Here is a 16,301-nt window from a genome sequence, read left to right on the forward strand (position 1 = left end):
CAATGCCGACGATCGACCTGAACTCCGACCTCGGTGAGAACGTCGCCGACCGGGTGGTGAGCGACGACGCAGCGATGCTCGAGATCGTCTCCAGCGCGAACGTGTCGAGCGGCTTCCACGCCGGCAGCCCCGAGGGCATCCGGCAGACGCTGGCGGATGCCGTCCGCGGCGGTGTCGTCATCGGCGCCCACCCCGGCTACCGCGACTACGAGAACTTCGGTCGCACCAAGGTGGACATCGATTCGGCCACGTTGCAGGCGCATGTCGAGTACCAGCTCGGCGCGCTCATGGGGCTGGCCTCGGCCGTCGGAGGGAAGGTCGCCTACGTCAAGCCGCACGGCGCGCTGTACAACACGATCGCCAGGGACGAGCGGCAGTCGAAGGCCGTCGTCGCGGCCATCAAGGCGATCGACCCGAACCTCGTGCTCCTCGGCCTCGCCGGCGGCACCGTCCTGGAGATCGCGAAGGACGCCGGTCTCACCGTGGCAGCCGAGGCGTTCGCGGACCGCGCGTACCAGCCGGACGGACAGCTCGTCTCTCGTGCCGAGGAGGGCGCCGTGCTGCACGACCCCGCAGCGGTCGCTGAACGAATGGTGCGGCTCGCGGGTGAGGGGGTCATCCGTGCGATCGACGGCACTGATGTGCGCGTCGAGGCACAGTCGATCTGCGTGCACGGCGACAGCCCCGGCTCCGTGGCGATGGCCGCGGAGACCAAGCGGATGCTGCAGGACGCCGGCATCACCATCGCCCCGTTCGCGGCGGCCTGAGATGACCGTCCTCGCCAGTGCCGACCAGCTCGTCGCCGCCCGCACGGCGCGATCGCGCTACCGCAGCGGATCCGCCGAGCCCACCAGTGGCGTGGCGGCGGGACTCACGCAGGCGAACCTCATCGCCGTACCGGCGGACTGGGCCTTCGAGACCCTGCTGTACACGCAGCGCAACCCGAAGCCCTGCCCGGTGCTCGAGGTCATCGAGGCGGGGGCGGTCGAGTCCGCCCTCGCCCCCGGCAGCGACATCCGCACCGACATCGGCCGGTATCGGATCTGGCGCGACGGCGAGCTGACCGAGGAGGTCCCCGACGCGACGGCGGCGTGGGACGAGCACCCTGATCTGGTGGCGTTCCTCATCGGCTGCAGCTTCACATTCGAGACGGGACTGGCCCAGGCCGGCATCCCGATCCGACACCAGGAGATCGGTCGCAACGTGCCGATGTACCGGACGAACATCGACTGCACTCCGGCGGGACGCCTGCGCGGCGAGATGGTCGTGTCGATGCGCCCGATCCCCGCGGGGCGCGTGGCGGATGCCGTGCAGATCTCCGGCCGTACGCCCGCCGTCCACGGCGCACCCGTGCACATCGGCGACCCCGCATCGCTCGGCATCGCGGACCTCGGGCGCCCGGACTTCGGCGATGCCCCCGACGTCCGCGACGGCGAGATCCCGGTGTTCTGGGCCTGCGGTGTCACGCCGCAGGCGGCCATCATGGCGTCGAGGCCGCCGTTCGCGGTGACGCACGCCCCCGGCTACATGTTCATCACCGACGTTCCGGATGCGGAGTACATCGTCTGATGCGCATCCTCACGGCATCCGACCGATCACTCCTCGTCGAGACGGCCGATCTCGACGAGGCCATGCGCCTCAACCTCGCGTGGGGCGACGTGCCCGGCATCGTCGAGCGCATCCCAGGGGCCCGCACCGTGCTCGTGCGCTTCGACCCGGCACGGACGACGGCCGCCGCCCTCCGCGAACGGCTCGCGCAGACGACCGTGGACGCCGACCACGTGCCGCACCTGCGGGATGTGACCATCCCGGTGCGGTACGACGGTGAAGATCTCGACGAGGCCGCCGCCCTGCTGGAGATCTCCGCCGATGAGCTCGTGAACCGCCACTTGGCCGCGGACTGGCGGGTCGCGTTCTCCGGATTCGCCCCGGGGTTCGGGTACATGGTCAGCGGTGATCCGCTGTTCGACGTGCCGCGCCGTTCGTCACCGCGCACGCGCGTGCCGGCGGGATCGGTCGCGCTCGCCGGCGCGTTCACCGGTGTGTATCCGCGGGAGAGCCCCGGCGGATGGCAGCTCATCGGACGCACGGATGCCGTGATGTGGGACATCGACCGCGACCCGCCGGCGCTGCTTTCCCCTGGCACGTCCGTGCGGTTCGAGCGCGCCGACACCGAGCGGCTCCTCCTCCCCACGCACGCCGACCCGAGCCCCACCCGCGGGTCGTCGGGCGACCCGAACGCCCCCCGCGGGTCGTTGAGCGAGCCGAAGGCGAGACGAAACGGGTTGAGCGAGGAGCGGAGCGACGAGTCGAAACCGCCCGCCATCGAGGTCCTCACTCCTTCCCTCCAGCTCCTCGTCCAGGATGCCGGACGCCCCGGCCACGCGGCCCTCGGCGTCTCCGAGTCCGGGGCGGCCGACCGCACCGCGATGCGCGCCGCCAATCAGGCCGTCGGCAACGCGCGCGACGCAGCGGTCCTCGAGAGCGTCGGCGCCGTGACGCTGCGCTTCCATGGCGACGGTGTCGCGGTCGTCACCGGAGCGATCGGTGACATCTCGCTGACCGACGCGGAAGGCCGCACCCGCGGCATCCTGCACGGCGCCCCGTTCGCCACCGCGGACGGCGACGAGCTCTCCGTCGCGCACCCCGCCCGCGGCCTGCGCTACATCATCGGTGTGCGCGGCGGTGTGGACGCGGCATCCGCTCTCGGCAGTCGCGCCGGCGACACCCTCGCCGGTCTCGGGCCCGATCCACTCGTCGCGGGCGACGTCATGCGAATCGGGGATCTGGCCGACCGCGCCGTCGACCCCGTGCCGCAGCCCCGCGACCTCCCCGCGCCCGGCGACCTCGTGGAGCTGGAGATCACGCTCGGTCCGCGCGACGACTGGTTCACGGCATCCGCCATCGAGACGCTGACGACGCAGGAGTGGGAGGTCACCCCTCGCTCCGACCGGGTCGGCATCCGCCTGCACGGCGAGACGCCGCTCGAGCGCGCCACCGCCGGGGAACTCCCCAGTGAGGGCGCGGTCACCGGAGCGATCCAGGTGCCCGCCGACGGGCAGCCGGTGCTGTTCCTCCCCGACCACCCCCTCACGGGCGGCTACCCGATCATCGGTGCGCTCACCGACCGCTGCCTGGACCTCGCCGCCCAGCTGCCGCCCGGCACCCGCATCCGCTTCCGCATCGACGAAGGACAATCATGAAGAAGGTACTCATCGCCAACCGCGGCGAGATCGCGGTGCGGGTCATCAGGGCGTGCGCGGAGGCGGGCATCGCCTCTGTCGCCGTGTACGCGGACCAGGATGCCGAGGCGCTGCACGTGCGTCTCGCGGATGAGGCCGTCGGCCTCGGCGGTGCGACCGCCGCGGACACCTACCTGTCGGTCGACGCGCTGCTCGCCGCCGCAGAGCGCTCGGGTGCGGATGCCGTGCACCCCGGATACGGGTTCCTCTCCGAGAGCGCGGCGTTCGCGCGCGCGGTGGAAGGGGCCGGCCTCACCTGGATCGGCCCGTCGCCCGACAGCATCGACGCGCTCGGCGACAAGATGACCGCGCGCCGGATCGCGCAGAAGGTCGGCGCACCGCTCGCCGCCGGCACCGACGAGCCGCTGTCCGGACCGGCTGAGGCGGTCGCCTTCGCCGAGGAGCACGGCCTGCCGATCGCGATCAAGGCCGCGTTCGGCGGCGGTGGACGCGGTCTTAAGGTCGTCAGGGAACTGTCCGAGGTGGCCGAGGCGTTCGACGCCGCGACCCGCGAGGCGATCGTCGCGTTCGGACGCGGTGAGTGCTTCGTCGAGCGCTTCCTGGAGAGCCCGCGCCACATCGAGGTGCAGGTGCTCGGTGACGGCGAAGGTGCAGTGGTCGTCGTCGGCGATCGCGACTGCTCCATGCAGCGCCGCAACCAGAAGCTCATCGAGGAGGCGCCGGCGCCCGGGCTGACCGTGCAGCAGCGCTCCGAGATCCACGAGGCCGCCCGCCGGATCTGCGCCGAGGTCTCCTACCGCGGGGCGGGCACCGTCGAGTTCCTCCTCGCCGCCGACGGCACGATCTCGTTCCTGGAGGTGAACACGCGGCTGCAGGTCGAGCACCCGGTCACCGAAGAGGTCACCGGTGTCGACCTCGTGCGCGAGCAGTTCCGCATCGCATCGGGGGAGGGCGTCTCGTTCGATGCGACCCCCGAGCCGCAGGGGCATGCGTTCGAGTTCCGCATCAACGCGGAGGACCCCGGCCGAGGATTCCTGCCGAGCCCTGGGCGCGTCGACGCGCTGAGGATCCCCGGCGGGCCGGGCGTCCGCTGGGACAGCGGGATCGAGGCAGGGGATGCCGTCCAGCCCGCGTTCGACTCCATGATCGCGAAGCTCATCGTCCACGCGGAGACCAGGGATGCCGCGCTCGTGCGCGCGCGCCGCGCCCTGCGGGAGCTGTCGATCGACGGTCCGGCGACGGTGGTCGGGTTCGACCGTCTCGCGGTGGATGCGCCGGACTTCGCCACGGACACGTTCGCCGTCCACACGCAGTGGATCGAGAGCACGCTGCTGCCGCGCCTCGAGCCGCAGCTGCGCCCCGACCCGCTCGAAGACACCGGCCTGCAGCGCTTCGGCGTCGAGATCGACGGGCGTCGGGTCGTGCTCGGCGTCCCCGCCGCGCTGCTGCGCGGATTCGCGGCGTCGTCCGGGTCATCATCCGGGCAGACGGACGCTGCGGCATCCGATCCCGCCGACCTCACCGCCCCCGCGCCGGGGACTCTCGTGCGCTGGCTCGTCGACGATGGCGCACAGGTCGCGGCGGGGGATGCCGTCGCCGTGCTCGACGCGATGAAGATGGAGACGCAGATCACCGCGCATCGCGCCGGCACGATCTCGCAGGCGGCCGCAGTCGGCGACATGATCGCCGCGAACGCCGTGATCGGCCGGATCGGCTGACCGACAGCCGGCCGCGCCCATGACCTGCCGGCTCGGCCTCGCCGGCCCGGCCTCGCCGGGACAGGCGGAGAACTCGCGCATGGGCGGAGGATCCGCCTGAATCTCTCCGCCCGACGCGGCGAACTCCGCCCTTCGCGGGTGGGCTATACGCTCGGCACGCCGTGCAGCTCGGTCTCGCGGTACTCGCATCCGATCCAGCCGTCGTAGTCCGCGGCCTCGATCGTCGCGAAGAGTCCGGCGAAGTCGATGCCGCCGGTGCCGGGGCGCCCGCGCCCGGGGGAGTCGGCGACCTGGATGTGCCCGATGGCGGTGGCGTGCGCCGCGTACTCCGCGACGACGTCGGCGCCGTTGTTGTGGAGGTGGAACGCGTCGAAGAGCGGTCGGACGTTCGCTCGACCGGTGGCCTCGGTGACCTGAAGGGTCTCCTGCAGGGTGCTGAGGGGGTAGGCGCCGTTCTGCCCTCGCGTGAGGGCTTCGACGACGACCTGGGCACCCACCGGACCCAGGTCGTCCGCCGCCCGGCGCAGCCGGTCGAGCGCCACGCCGTCCTGCACGCTCGGGTCGACGCCCTCGAGGCGCTGACCGTACAGCGCGTTGACGGTGCGGCACCCGGAGTCCCGGGTGATGTCGACGAGGGTGGCGAGGCTCGTGGAGAAGTCCGCTGACGCATCGGGATGCGAGAGGATGCCGCGATCGCCGGCCGGCATGTCGCCGGCGTAGAGGTTCATCGCGGTGAGCCCGAGACCGAGCCGGTCGAGGCTCGTGAGGAACGCGGAGATCTCGTTCGCGGCGGGGGCGGCATCCGGGAACGGCCACCAGCACTCCACCGCAGTGAAGCCGTCGTCGCGGGCGCGGGCCGCCCGATCGGCGAAGGGAATGTCGGCGTACATCAGCGAGATGTTGGCGGAGAAGCGCATGTCAGGGCCTGTCTTTCGTCATTGAGAAGAAGCGGGAAGGTCTTGCCTCTTGCGTCGGAGTCCGATAGATATATCGTTATACCAACTCAGGTTCAGGACAAGGGAGTTCTTGATGGCGACCGTCGGATTCATCGGTCTCGGCGTGATGGGCCTGCCCATGGCGGAGCATCTCGCCGCGGCAGGCCACGAGGTGCGCGGGTACAGCCGCACACCGCAGACGCGTCGGCGCGCCGCAGACCGCGGTGTCGTCGAGGCCGAGTCCGTCGCGGAAGCGGTGCGCGGGGCGGACACGGTCATCACAATGCTCCCGGACTCCCCGGATGTGCGCGAGGTGGCGCTCGGCGACGGGGGAGTGCTCTCCCACATCGGACCCGATGCCACCTTCATCGACATGAGCACGATCGCGCCGTCGGTGTCACGTGAGATCTCCGCGGTGTTCGGCGAGCGGGGCGTCGACGTCCTCGACGCGCCGGTCTCCGGAGGGCAGAGCGGAGCGGAGGAGGGCACGCTGTCCATCATGGTCGGTGGCTCGGCCGCGGTGCTCGAAGCCCAACGGCCGCTGCTGGAGGCCATGGGGCGGACGATCGTGCACATGGGAGAGGCCGGTGCAGGTCAGGTGGTGAAAGCCGCCAACCAGATCGCGGTCGCCGCGCATCTGCAGGCGCTCGCCGAGGTGATCGTGTTCCTCGAGGGACACGGCATCGATGCGACGACAGGGCTGACGGCCATCGCCGGTGGCCTGGGCGGAAGCACGGTCATCGACCGGAAGTCCGCCTCCGCCGTCGCCGGATCCTTCGACCCCGGCTTCCGCATCGAACTCCACGACAAGGACCTCGCCATCGTCGCCGAATCCGCGCGGGAACAGCGGCTCTCGCTGCCCCTCACCGCCACGGTCGCGCAACTGATGCGCGCTCTCGTCGCACGGGGCGACGGAGGACTCGACCATTCGGCGCTCGTCGGTCTTGCTCGCACCCTGAACGGCGAGGGCCGATGAGCACGGCGGTGCAGACCGAGCGGTCGGATGCCGCCGCGCGCACCGGTTGGTGGGATGCCCCGTTCGCGGTGTTCCAGACGAACCTCCGCGAGATCGATGTGACGCTGGACGTCGAGGCGACCCTCGACGACATCCAGGCACACGGAGCGGACGTCTGGCTGCTCAACGTCGGAGGCATTCTCGCGCACTACCCCACCGACCTGCGGTTCCAGACGCGCAACCCGCATCTGCGGGAGCGACCCGGCGGCGACCTCATCGCCGACGCCCTCGCCGCCACCCGCCGCCGGGGGATGCGACTGCTCGGTCGGATGGATTTCTCGAAGGTGCACCCGCGGATCATCGCCGAGCATCCGGAGTGGGCGTACCGTTCGCCGTCGGGGGAACTTCAGGTCTACGAAGGCCTCGTCAGCGTGTGTCCCCGGGGTGAGTACTACCAGCACCGGCTGCTCGACATCGTCGACGAAGTGCTCGATCGCTACGCCGTCGACGGGTTCTTCTTCAACTGGTTCGGGTTCAACGAGGTCGACTACGCAGGCGTGGTCCACGGCGTCTGCCACTGCGACGCATGCCGCCGCGCGTGGGTGGATGCTCAGGGCGATCGGCCGCTGCCCGCCCGCGTCGGAGATGACGGCTACGCGGACTGGAAGCGTCTGGCATCGGCCGCGATCGACGATCTCACCTCGCGGATCTCCGCTCACATCGGTGCCCGCCGACCGGACGCCGCGCTCATCCTCGGACGCGCGGCCGATGTGCTGTTCCATGAGGCCAACAACGCCGTCGGCCGCGTACTGTGGCCGTGGACGACCGCGGACGCCGTCAGCGCGCTGCGCGTCTCGCAACCGGACAAACCAGTGATGGTCAACGCCGTCGCGTTCGTCGACATGCCGTACCGTCTGGCGGGTGAACAGCCCGAGATGATGGCGCAGTATCTGCTGCAGGCGATCTCCAGAGGCGCGAACCCGTCGACGTACATCATGGGGCCGACCCGCGGCATCCGCTATCCCAGTGTCGACGCCGCCGCCGAGGTGACGCGGCTGCACCGCGACCACCGTGACGTGTACGCAGGGCTCCGGCCGGCCGCAGACGTGGCCGTCGTGATCCCCGATCCGCTCAGCGCGTCCGCGGAGCGCGCAGCCCAGGCGCGTCGGGAGTACCAGGGCGTGTGCGTTGCGCTGAGAGAGGCGCATGTCCCCTTCGAGTCGGTCGCTCAGGATCGCCTGGCCGCGATCGACCCGGCGCGCTTCACGACCGTCGTGCTTCCGGATCTCACCGGAGTGGACGACGCGTGGCTCGAACGGCACGTCGAGGCTGGTGGCCGGATCGTCGCGACGGGCGCCAGCGGCATCGCGGAGGATGGTTCGACGGCCACATGGCATCCCGCCCGTCGGGTCGTGGACGCGGTGTCCGACCCGAATGCGCTGAAGTCGTCTTACGTGCAGCGAGGGCCGTCCGCGCCTGTCGAGGGCACTGACGTCCTCCCGCTGCACGGCACGGCGTACGAGCTCGAGTGGCGTGATCAGGCGGCGCAGGATCTGCCGCTGATCGCGCAGGCCGCGTACGGACCCCCCGAGAGGGCATACGGCCACCGCCAGGGCCCCGGGCGCGCGCGGGGCCGGTGGCGACGCGGCTCCGGTGAGGTGATGGCGCTGTCGTGGACGCCGGGGCGATCGTATGTCGAGCTCGGGCTCACCGCGATCCGCGACGTCATCGCCGAGACCGTGCGTACGGTGAGCGGACCGCAGCTCGTCGAGTTCAGCGGCCCGGAGGTCGTCGAGGTGGTGATCGGGCGGTCCGACGCCGGCCTGGTGATCCACCTCCTCAACGGATCGGGACAGCGCCGCAACTCGTTCGGTCCCGTCATCCGCACGGGCGAGGTCCGCCTGCGGATCGCAGGCCATGCCCGACATCACGTCCGCGCGATCGTCCAGCCGGAGGCCGCGCACGCCGAGACGCACGGCGATGACCTGCTCGTCATCCTCGCCGGGGTCGGCGAGGTCGAAGCCATCGTCATCGGAGGTCCGGATGCCGGTTGAGACCGTCCTCGTGCGCTCCGATGATGCCGCTGCGGACGCGCGGCGGTGGACAGCGGACTTCCCCGACGTCCGGTTCGTGACCGATGACGACGTCGGTGCGGACGTGACCGTTGTCGCGGGGCGCGTGCACGACGCCGAGCTCGACGACCTGACGGGGCTGTCGTGGGTGCACTCCTGGGCGGCCGGCGTCGAGGGTGACCTCGGACCTCGGATGCGCGCGCAGGTGCGCGATGGACACACCGTGGTGACGTCGTCCGCCGGCAACGGTGCGGTTCCGCTCGCCGAGCACGCCATGATGCTCGCTCTCATGCTCGACCGCGACGCACCGCGATGGGCGCAGGCGCAACGCGCACGGCGCTGGGAGCGCCGTACCCACGGTGAACTCCTCGGACGGACGCTGGGGATCTACGGCTACGGCAACGTCGGACGCGAGCTCGCGGTGCGGGCCGCCGCATTCGGCATGCGCGTGATCGCCCTGCGTCGTCGCACCGGCACCGACGACCCGCACGTCGCACGGTTCTATCAGCCGGAGGAGATCCTCGATTTCGCCGCCCGGTGCGACGTGCTCGTCGTGGCAGCGCCGCTGACCGCCGGCACACGCGGGGCGATCGGAGAGCGCGAGATCTCGGCGCTTCCGGCCGGGGCATCCGTCATCGTCGTCTCGCGCGGAGGCATCGTCGACGACGACGCCCTCCTGCGCGCACTGCGGGCGGGTCGCATCAGAGCAGGCCTGGACGCCCACGCACACGAACCCCTTCCCGCCGACTCGCCGTACTGGGGCGAGCCGTCTGTCATCGTCACGCCGCACAACGGCGCGACGACACTCGCGACCGCACGCCGCGGACGTGAGATCTTCGTCGAGAACCTTCGGCGCAGAACATCCGGTAAGCCGATGGTGAACCTCGTCGATGTGACCGCTCTCGGCTGACAGGGCGCATGCACCCGACTTCAGCGACAACGACGTACGCAAGGAGAAAAACGATGAACATGGACCGCCGATCATTCCTCACCCTCGCCGGACTCGGCACCCTCGGTGCCGGCACGGTGATGCTCGCCGCGTGCTCGCCGTTCGCGAGCACCGGCAGCAGCGGAGGCGGAGGGGGCGGAGGCTCGACCGGCCCCGTCCGCTTCGCCTGGTGGGGCGGTGCCGAACGCCAGCGCGCCTACCTGTCGGGCCTGGAGGCGTTCAGCGCCGAGACGGGCATCGAGGTGGAGCCGGAGTTCGGCGATTACGACGCGTTCCAGGAGCGGATGACGACTCAGATGGCGGCACGTGACGTGCCGCACGTCTTCTGGATCCCGTCCGCGGCCGTGCTCACGTACAAGGACGCCGGGATCTACCGGTCGCTCGAGGATGCTCCCGGTCTCGATCTCAGCATCTTCAGCAAGGAGGACCTCGACCTCTTCCGCCTCGGCGGCGATCTGGACACCCTGCCCAAGTCCCTCTTCAGCCCTGTCACGCGCTTCAACCAGACGTTCCTCGACGAGGCCGGTGCGACGATGCCGGAGTCGCCGACGTGGGAGCAGTTGGCGCAGTTCCTCAAGGACTACGCGGCGGACAATCCCGAAGGGCGCAAGGGCACGACGTACGGCGCCTACCATGACATGCCGTTCGAACTGTTCCTCCGTCAGCGGGGAGAGGACCTGTGGACCGAGGACGGACGCCTGGGCGCCAGCGCGGACGCCGTCGCGGAGTGGATCGGATGGTGGGAGGACCTTCGCCTCGCCGGCGCCACCACGACCATCAGCGAGCAGGACGGAGTCTCGCCCTCGTGGTCGATGGTCGGCGACAAGGTGCTCGCCACGTTCGCCAACTCCAACCACATCGTCGACGAGGCGATGTCGTACCCGGATTACACCTTCGACCAGCGCGACATGCCGATGCTCGACGGGGCAGCGGACGGATATCACTTCGTCTACTACAGCCGGTTCGCGATGTACTCCGGCGTGGACGATGACGCCGTCGAGGCTGCAGGGAGGCTGATGCAGTTCAACCTCACCAGCCTGGATCTGCTCCGAGAGGTCGGTCTCTCCGCCGGTGCGCCGCCGAACCTCGCGCTGCTGGATGAGTACGAGCCGGATGCGACGCCAGACGAGCAGAAGGTGATCGCCATCACGAGGGAGATCGACGGCAAGAAGAAGCGGGACCGCTTCGAGGCGCCGGCAGGGTCCGGCGACTGGCGCAACATCATGGTGCGCGAACTCGAGAAGGTCACGATCGGCGACACATCGGTCTCGGACGCCGCGCAGAACTTCGTGGACGCCGTCTCCGTCGAGATCGGAAAGTGACGTGACCTCCACCCTCCCTGCGCCCGCCGCCTCGCCTCCGGCGCGGCGGCGACGCCCTCCCTCCGAACGGCAGGGATGGGTCGCGCACGTCTTCCTGCTGCCGTGGATCATCGGCATGCTCGCGGTGACGGCGGGACCCCTGATCGCCTCCGCCGTCCTCGCGTTCACGGATTACGATCTGCTCACAGCCCCCGAGTTCATCGGGTTCGACAACTTCGTCCGCATGGCGGGGGATGAGCGGTTCTGGGCATCCGTCAGGGTCACTCTGATGTACGTCGTGATCTCGGTGCCCCTGCAACTCGCGTTCGCCCTCTTCCTCGCGGTGATCCTCGACAAGGGACTCCGCGGACTGCCGATCTACCGCGGCGCCTTCTACCTCCCGTCGCTCCTGGGCGGCAGCGTCGCCATCGCGGTGCTCTGGAAGCAGATCTTCGGCGACCGCGGCCTCGTCAACCTCGTGCTGGGCTTCTTCGGGATCGAGGCGGACAGCTGGCTGCAGAACCCCGACACAGCACTGTCGACCCTGATCATCCTCAACATCTGGACCTTCGGGTCTCCGATGGTGATCTTCCTCGCCGGTCTCCGCCAGGTTCCGCAGGAGCTGCTGGAGGCGGCATCCGTCGACGGCGCGGGGAGGTTCCGGCGCTTCTGGTCGGTGACGATCCCGTTGCTGACCCCGATCATCTTCCTCAACCTCATCCTGCAGATGATCGGCGCCTTCCAGGCCTTCACGCAGGCGCACGTCGTCAGCGGCGGCACAGGTGGCCCCCTGGATTCGACGCTCTTCTACACGCTGTACATCTATCAGCAGGGATTCGTGCGTTTCGACATGGGCTACGCCGCCGCCATGGCTTGGGTGCTCCTGGGCGTCATCGCGCTGGCCACCGCCCTGAACTTCATCGGCGCCAAGCGCTGGGTGCATTACGGAGACGGATCATGACCATCACCACCAGAGCCCCGCGGACCGCGTCGGACGACGCCATGCCGCCGAAGCCGCCCGCGCCCGCGAAGCGCCCACCCCGACGCAGGCGGGGAAGGGGACGCGGACGCATCGCGCTCCGCCACATCCTGCTCACCCTGTTCGCGCTGCTCATGCTCTACCCGCTGCTGTGGATGATCGTGAGCTCGTTCAAGCCGAGCAACCTCATCCTGTCCCAGGTCGGACTCATCCCGACCGAGGTGACGGTGGACAACTACACCGACGGGTGGACGGCCCTCGGGGTCCCGTTCACGGTGTTCCTCGTCAACTCGGGGATCATCGCGGTCGGGTCGATCATCGGAAACCTGTTCTCCTGCTCCCTGACGGCATACGCGCTGGCGAGGCTGAACTTCCGGGGCAACAAGCTGTACTTCGGGCTGGCGCTGATGACGATCATGCTGCCGTTCCACGTGCTGATCATCCCGCAGTACATCATGTTCGCGGAGTTCGGCTGGATCAACACCTACGCGCCCCTGCTGGTGCCGAAGTTCCTCGCCACTGACGCGGTGTTCATCTTCCTCATGGTGCAGTTCATCCGGTCGATCCCGCGCGAGCTGGATCAGGCGGCGATGATCGACGGCGCAGGACCCTTCCGCATCTTCTGGGCGGTCATCCTCCCCCTCATGCAGCCGGCACTGATCACCACGACGATCTTCACGTTCATCTGGACGTGGAACGACTACTTCGGTCCATTGCTGTATCTCACGAAGACGCCGTTGTACACCACACCGGTCGCGCTGAAGTCGCTCGTGGACACCGAGACGCAGAGCGGGATGGGAATCATGTTCGCGATGTCACTGATCTCGCTGATCCCGATCCTGCTGTTCTTCATCTTCGCGCAGAAGCACATCATCAAAGGCATTTCGACGACAGGGATCAAATGACACACGACGCCGACACCTTGACCGCCCTGGACCCCGCGGCGGCGCGCCTGTGGAACGAGGACGAGCAGCGATGGACTCAGCTGACGTTCGTCGAGGACGACCCGCTGCACTTCGATCTGGATGCCTGGATCGATGTGCTCGAGCGCACCGATTCGACCGCGATCTGCCTGAGCGCCGGCGGATACATGGCGTTCTACCCCACGCGCATCCCGCTGCACTACGCCAGCAGGCACCTCGGTGAGCGCGACCTGTTCGGCGAGGTCGTCGCGGCGGCGAAGCAGCGCGGACTCGCGGTGATGGCGCGTATCGACCCGCATGCCGTGCACGAAGACGTCCGTGAGGCGCATCCGGAGTGGATCGCGCGCAACGAGGACGGCTCGCTCCGTCGGCATTGGGCGTTCCCCGAAGCGTGGGTCACGTGCGCGTACGGTGCGTACAACTGGGAGTTCATGACCGACGTCGCCCGCGAGATCGTCTCGGAGTACGACGTCGATGCGATCTTCGCCAACCGCTGGCAGGGGCACGGGCCCGGCTACACGGATGAGGCGCAGGCGCTGTTCCGCGCGGCAACCGGACGCGCTCTTCCCACGAGCGCGGATCCGGCCGACGGTGAGGCGTGGCGCGCGTACACATCCTGGCGCCGCAATCGCTTGAGCGCGCTCGTCTCGCACTGGGACGACGCCGTGCGCGCGGTGGACCCGAATGTGCGCTTCGTCCCCAACCTCGGGTCGTTCGCGGCGTCGGAGCTCGATGCGGAGGTCGTCCGTCGGCACGTGCCGTTCTTCCTCGTCGACCATCAGGCACGCAACGAGGACGAGAAGCAGTGGGCGGCAGGGCGGGACGCCAAACGCACCCGCGCGCTGTACCCGCACAAGCGCACCGGCCTGATCACCTCGGTCGGTCCGGAGCAGCACGGCTATCGCTGGAAGGACTCCGTGAACGCCTCGGCGGAGACCGTCTCCTGGATCGTGGACGGCTTCGTGCAGGGGGCGTTCCCGTGGTTCACGAAGTTCGCCGGGCGCATCCACGACCCCCGGTGGGTGCCGGCCGTGGAGCGTGCCTTCGGGTTGCACCGCACGGCCGCACCGTTCCTGTCCGGCGCACGACCGGCTGCACGCACACTCGTGTGGGAGACGGCCGGGCTCGCGCCGGGACGGGAGCGGCATGCCGCCGATGGTGCGGCGCAGGCGCTGGTCGAGCTCCGTGTCCCCTTCGAGTTCGTCGGTGATCGCGGCACCGGGCCGGTCGGCGAGGAGGACGCCGCGGTCGTCCTGCTGCCGGAGACGAGTCGGATCACGGCGGATGCCGCGGCCCGACTGCGCGCATTCGTCGAGGGCGGCGGCATCCTCGCGGTCACAGGTGCAGGACCGACGATCGACGGCGGCACCCGGCTGGTGACCGAGCTCGCCGGGATCGAGGTCGCGCAGTGGCGTGACGGGATCGTGCGGAACAACTACATCGAGCGCCAGGTGGTCACGGGTGGACCGCTCGACGAGACCACGCGGATCGTGGGAGGCACGCGTCTCGCGACGATCACGGTGCCGGACGGTGCGCGCGTGACCTGGCGCTTCACCCCGGACCACCCCGACCTCCCGATGGAGGAGGTGTACCCGCGCTCCGCGGCGCACGACCCCGCCGTCGCCGAGGTGCCGGTGGGTCGAGGACTCGTCCGCATCGTCGCGTTCAACCTCGCAGAGCTGTACGACGAGGTGTTGATGGACGACCACCTCGCGCTGTTCGCGGACCTCCTGGCTGAGAACGGCCGGCCGCCGGCGGCGGTGGTGCTGCAGGGCGCCGGGCTCGTGGATGCGGCTGCGTGGCGACACCCCGAGGGGTACACGTTCGCTTTCGCGAACCTCACCAGCGTCATGGCGATGAAGGGGCAGCAGCGGGAGGTCACCCCTCTGACGGACCTGCGCGCGATGGTCGACCTCGAGCGCGTCGGTGCGGATGCCGTCGCCGCAGCTCAGGCGGGCCTGCTCCGTGTTCTCGGTCTGCGCGACGACCGCGTGGTCACCCTCGACGCGGTCACGGACGCCGGCTCGCTCGTCGTCGATCTTCCGGCGGTCAAGGAGCTCGGGCTGCTGCGCCTGGAGTGGTGAGTCCGTCGGCGGGGGATGCTCAGGCGTCCTCCGCCGGAGCGGGTCCGGTCGAGGCGCGGATGAGGAGCGCCGGACGCTCGAGCGGGACGTCCTCCCCGATCTCCTCGCCGAGAACCTCGAGAAGCTTGGCCGCGGCGGCGCGACCGCGCTGCCAACCGTACCGCTGCACGGTGGTCAGCTGCGGGTCGATCCACTCGCCGATACTCAGTCCCTCGTGGCCGATCACCGAGGCGTCGCGCGGCACGGACATTCCCATGGATTGCAGGGTGCGGATGCCGGCGATGGCCATGTGGTCGGTGCCGTAGATGAAGGCGGTGGGACGGTCGTCCTCCTTCACCAGCGCCCTGGTCGCCTCTGCCGCGGCCTGCGGCGAGTACGGCAACTCGAGGATCGCGCGGGGCTCGATTCCGTGGGCCGTCAGGGTCTCCGTGAACGCCTGCCGGCGGATGCGGGGCAGGACGAACCGTTCGGGGCCGCTGAGATAGGCGATGCGGCGGTGCCCGAGCGCGACGAGGTGCTCGACCGCCTCCGGGATGCCGGCGCCCGGCGGATCCGCGTCGATGAAGTCCACTTCGCCTTCGCGCCACGGTGTGCCGACGAGGACGGCGGGCAGGCCAAGCTCCCGCAGCAGCGCGAAACGGGTGTCCTCGATGACGGAGTTGGTGAGGATGACCCCGTCCATGCGCTGCTGCTCGGTGAGCGTCCGGTAGAACTCCGTCTCGTCCTGATGCGCGAGTTGGAAGTTCAGCAGCAGACCGTAGCGGCGGGGGCTGAGGATGGACTCGATCCCCGAGATGAACTCGACGTTGCCCGCGCCGATCTCCGGGAGCGGTCCCGAGCTCGACAGGACCAGCCCGATCGTCCTCGTGCGCGACGTGCGCAGCGCCGTGGCTGCGGCGTTGGGCCGCCAGTTGAGCGTGCGGGCGGCTTCGCGCACACGGGCCTTGGTGGCCTCGGAGATGCGGCCGGTGCCGTTGAAGACCATCGACACCGCGCCGGGGGAGACGCCGGCGAGTGCGGCGACCTCGGCGATGGTCACCCGCCCGTCCCTGCGCCCCCGAGTCGTCATCTCAGCAGTTTCCCGCATCCGCACGGTGAACAGGGGCGGACGCGCTGCCCGGAGGCGGTTCCGGCCGCTCGCGCGGCGCAAGGACGGGCGGAGAACCCGCGCGTGGGAGGAGG

General features: G+C 69.8%; 13 protein-coding genes. 11 read left to right on the top strand and 2 right to left on the bottom strand.

What is annotated here, in order from left to right; all coding sequences use genetic code 11:
• Positions 1-2: 2 nt before the first annotated feature.
• Genes HD600_RS07430 through HD600_RS07445 form a run of 4 tightly spaced genes read left to right on the top strand, consistent with a single transcriptional unit; the run spans position 3 to position 4,921 of the window.
• Complete coding sequence (locus tag HD600_RS07430) at positions 3-767, top strand: LamB/YcsF family protein (RefSeq protein ID WP_184282656.1); 765 nt, start codon at positions 3-5, stop codon at positions 765-767.
• A gap of 1 nt (position 768) precedes the next feature.
• Positions 769-1,569, top strand: coding sequence for a putative hydro-lyase (locus HD600_RS07435; protein ID WP_144794439.1), 801 nt, complete (start codon positions 769-771; stop codon positions 1,567-1,569).
• On the top strand, positions 1,569-3,203 hold the full coding sequence (locus HD600_RS07440; RefSeq protein WP_184282658.1) for a 5-oxoprolinase subunit B/C family protein: 1,635 nt from the start codon (positions 1,569-1,571) through the stop codon (positions 3,201-3,203). Before HD600_RS07435 ends, HD600_RS07440 begins: the two co-directional genes overlap by 1 nt.
• On the top strand, positions 3,200-4,921 hold the full coding sequence (locus tag HD600_RS07445; protein WP_184282660.1) for an ATP-binding protein: 1,722 nt from the start codon (positions 3,200-3,202) through the stop codon (positions 4,919-4,921). Before HD600_RS07440 ends, HD600_RS07445 begins: the two co-directional genes overlap by 4 nt.
• Before the next feature lie 143 nt (positions 4,922-5,064).
• On the opposite strand, the gene HD600_RS07450 is transcribed toward HD600_RS07445, so the two are convergent.
• Positions 5,065-5,838: a TIM barrel protein gene (locus HD600_RS07450; RefSeq protein ID WP_184282662.1), complete on the bottom strand. Its 774-nt coding sequence runs from the start codon at positions 5,836-5,838 to the stop codon at positions 5,065-5,067.
• A gap of 49 nt (positions 5,839-5,887) precedes the next feature.
• Here HD600_RS07450 and HD600_RS07455 point away from each other — a divergent pair, with 49 nt between their 5' ends.
• The 7 genes from HD600_RS07455 to HD600_RS07485 are packed head-to-tail and all read left to right on the top strand — an operon-like array spanning position 5,888 to position 15,119.
• Positions 5,888-6,832 (top strand): NAD(P)-dependent oxidoreductase, encoded by a 945-nt coding sequence (locus HD600_RS07455; protein WP_277816226.1) that lies wholly within the window; start codon positions 5,888-5,890, stop codon positions 6,830-6,832.
• Entirely contained in the window at positions 6,829-8,865 is a 2,037-nt protein-coding gene (locus tag HD600_RS07460) for an alpha-amylase family protein (RefSeq protein ID WP_184282666.1), read from the top strand. The genes HD600_RS07455 and HD600_RS07460 overlap by 4 nt, the downstream gene beginning before the upstream one ends.
• Positions 8,855-9,793, top strand: a complete 939-nt coding sequence (locus HD600_RS07465) for a D-2-hydroxyacid dehydrogenase (protein ID WP_184282669.1) — start codon at positions 8,855-8,857, stop codon at positions 9,791-9,793. Before HD600_RS07460 ends, HD600_RS07465 begins: the two co-directional genes overlap by 11 nt.
• Before the next feature lie 53 nt (positions 9,794-9,846).
• The gene (locus tag HD600_RS07470) at positions 9,847-11,154 is read left to right on the top strand and encodes an ABC transporter substrate-binding protein (protein WP_241731643.1); all 1,308 of its coding nucleotides are present in this window, start codon (positions 9,847-9,849) and stop codon (positions 11,152-11,154) included.
• 1 nt (position 11,155) lies between these two features.
• Entirely contained in the window at positions 11,156-12,094 is a 939-nt protein-coding gene (locus HD600_RS07475; protein WP_338402178.1) for a carbohydrate ABC transporter permease, read from the top strand.
• On the top strand, positions 12,091-13,017 hold the full coding sequence (locus HD600_RS07480) for a carbohydrate ABC transporter permease (protein WP_206705706.1): 927 nt from the start codon (positions 12,091-12,093) through the stop codon (positions 13,015-13,017). Before HD600_RS07475 ends, HD600_RS07480 begins: the two co-directional genes overlap by 4 nt.
• Entirely contained in the window at positions 13,014-15,119 is a 2,106-nt protein-coding gene (locus tag HD600_RS07485) for an alpha-amylase family protein (RefSeq protein ID WP_184282671.1), read from the top strand. The genes HD600_RS07480 and HD600_RS07485 overlap by 4 nt, the downstream gene beginning before the upstream one ends.
• Before the next feature lie 19 nt (positions 15,120-15,138).
• Here the strand turns inward: HD600_RS07485 and HD600_RS07490 are convergent, their stop codons facing one another.
• Complete coding sequence (locus HD600_RS07490; RefSeq protein WP_184282673.1) at positions 15,139-16,188, bottom strand: LacI family DNA-binding transcriptional regulator; 1,050 nt, start codon at positions 16,186-16,188, stop codon at positions 15,139-15,141.
• Positions 16,189-16,301: the final 113 nt, after the last annotated feature.

Source organism: Microbacterium ginsengiterrae (genome assembly GCF_014205075.1).
GTDB classification, from domain to species: Bacteria; Actinomycetota; Actinomycetes; order Actinomycetales; family Microbacteriaceae; genus Microbacterium; species Microbacterium ginsengiterrae.

Coding starts and splice junctions, on each gene's coding strand:
- HD600_RS07430 (WP_184282656.1), top strand. CDS start 3: ATGCCGACGATCGACCTGAACTCCGACCTCGGTGAGAACGTCGCCGAC.
- HD600_RS07435 (WP_144794439.1), top strand. CDS start 769: ATGACCGTCCTCGCCAGTGCCGACCAGCTCGTCGCCGCCCGCACGGCG.
- HD600_RS07440 (WP_184282658.1), top strand. CDS start 1,569: ATGCGCATCCTCACGGCATCCGACCGATCACTCCTCGTCGAGACGGCC.
- HD600_RS07445 (WP_184282660.1), top strand. CDS start 3,200: ATGAAGAAGGTACTCATCGCCAACCGCGGCGAGATCGCGGTGCGGGTC.
- HD600_RS07450 (WP_184282662.1), bottom strand. CDS start 5,838: ATGCGCTTCTCCGCCAACATCTCGCTGATGTACGCCGACATTCCCTTC.
- HD600_RS07460 (WP_184282666.1), top strand. CDS start 6,829: ATGAGCACGGCGGTGCAGACCGAGCGGTCGGATGCCGCCGCGCGCACC.
- HD600_RS07465 (WP_184282669.1), top strand. CDS start 8,855: ATGCCGGTTGAGACCGTCCTCGTGCGCTCCGATGATGCCGCTGCGGAC.
- HD600_RS07470 (WP_241731643.1), top strand. CDS start 9,847: ATGAACATGGACCGCCGATCATTCCTCACCCTCGCCGGACTCGGCACC.
- HD600_RS07480 (WP_206705706.1), top strand. CDS start 12,091: ATGACCATCACCACCAGAGCCCCGCGGACCGCGTCGGACGACGCCATG.
- HD600_RS07485 (WP_184282671.1), top strand. CDS start 13,014: ATGACACACGACGCCGACACCTTGACCGCCCTGGACCCCGCGGCGGCG.
- HD600_RS07490 (WP_184282673.1), bottom strand. CDS start 16,188: ATGACGACTCGGGGGCGCAGGGACGGGCGGGTGACCATCGCCGAGGTC.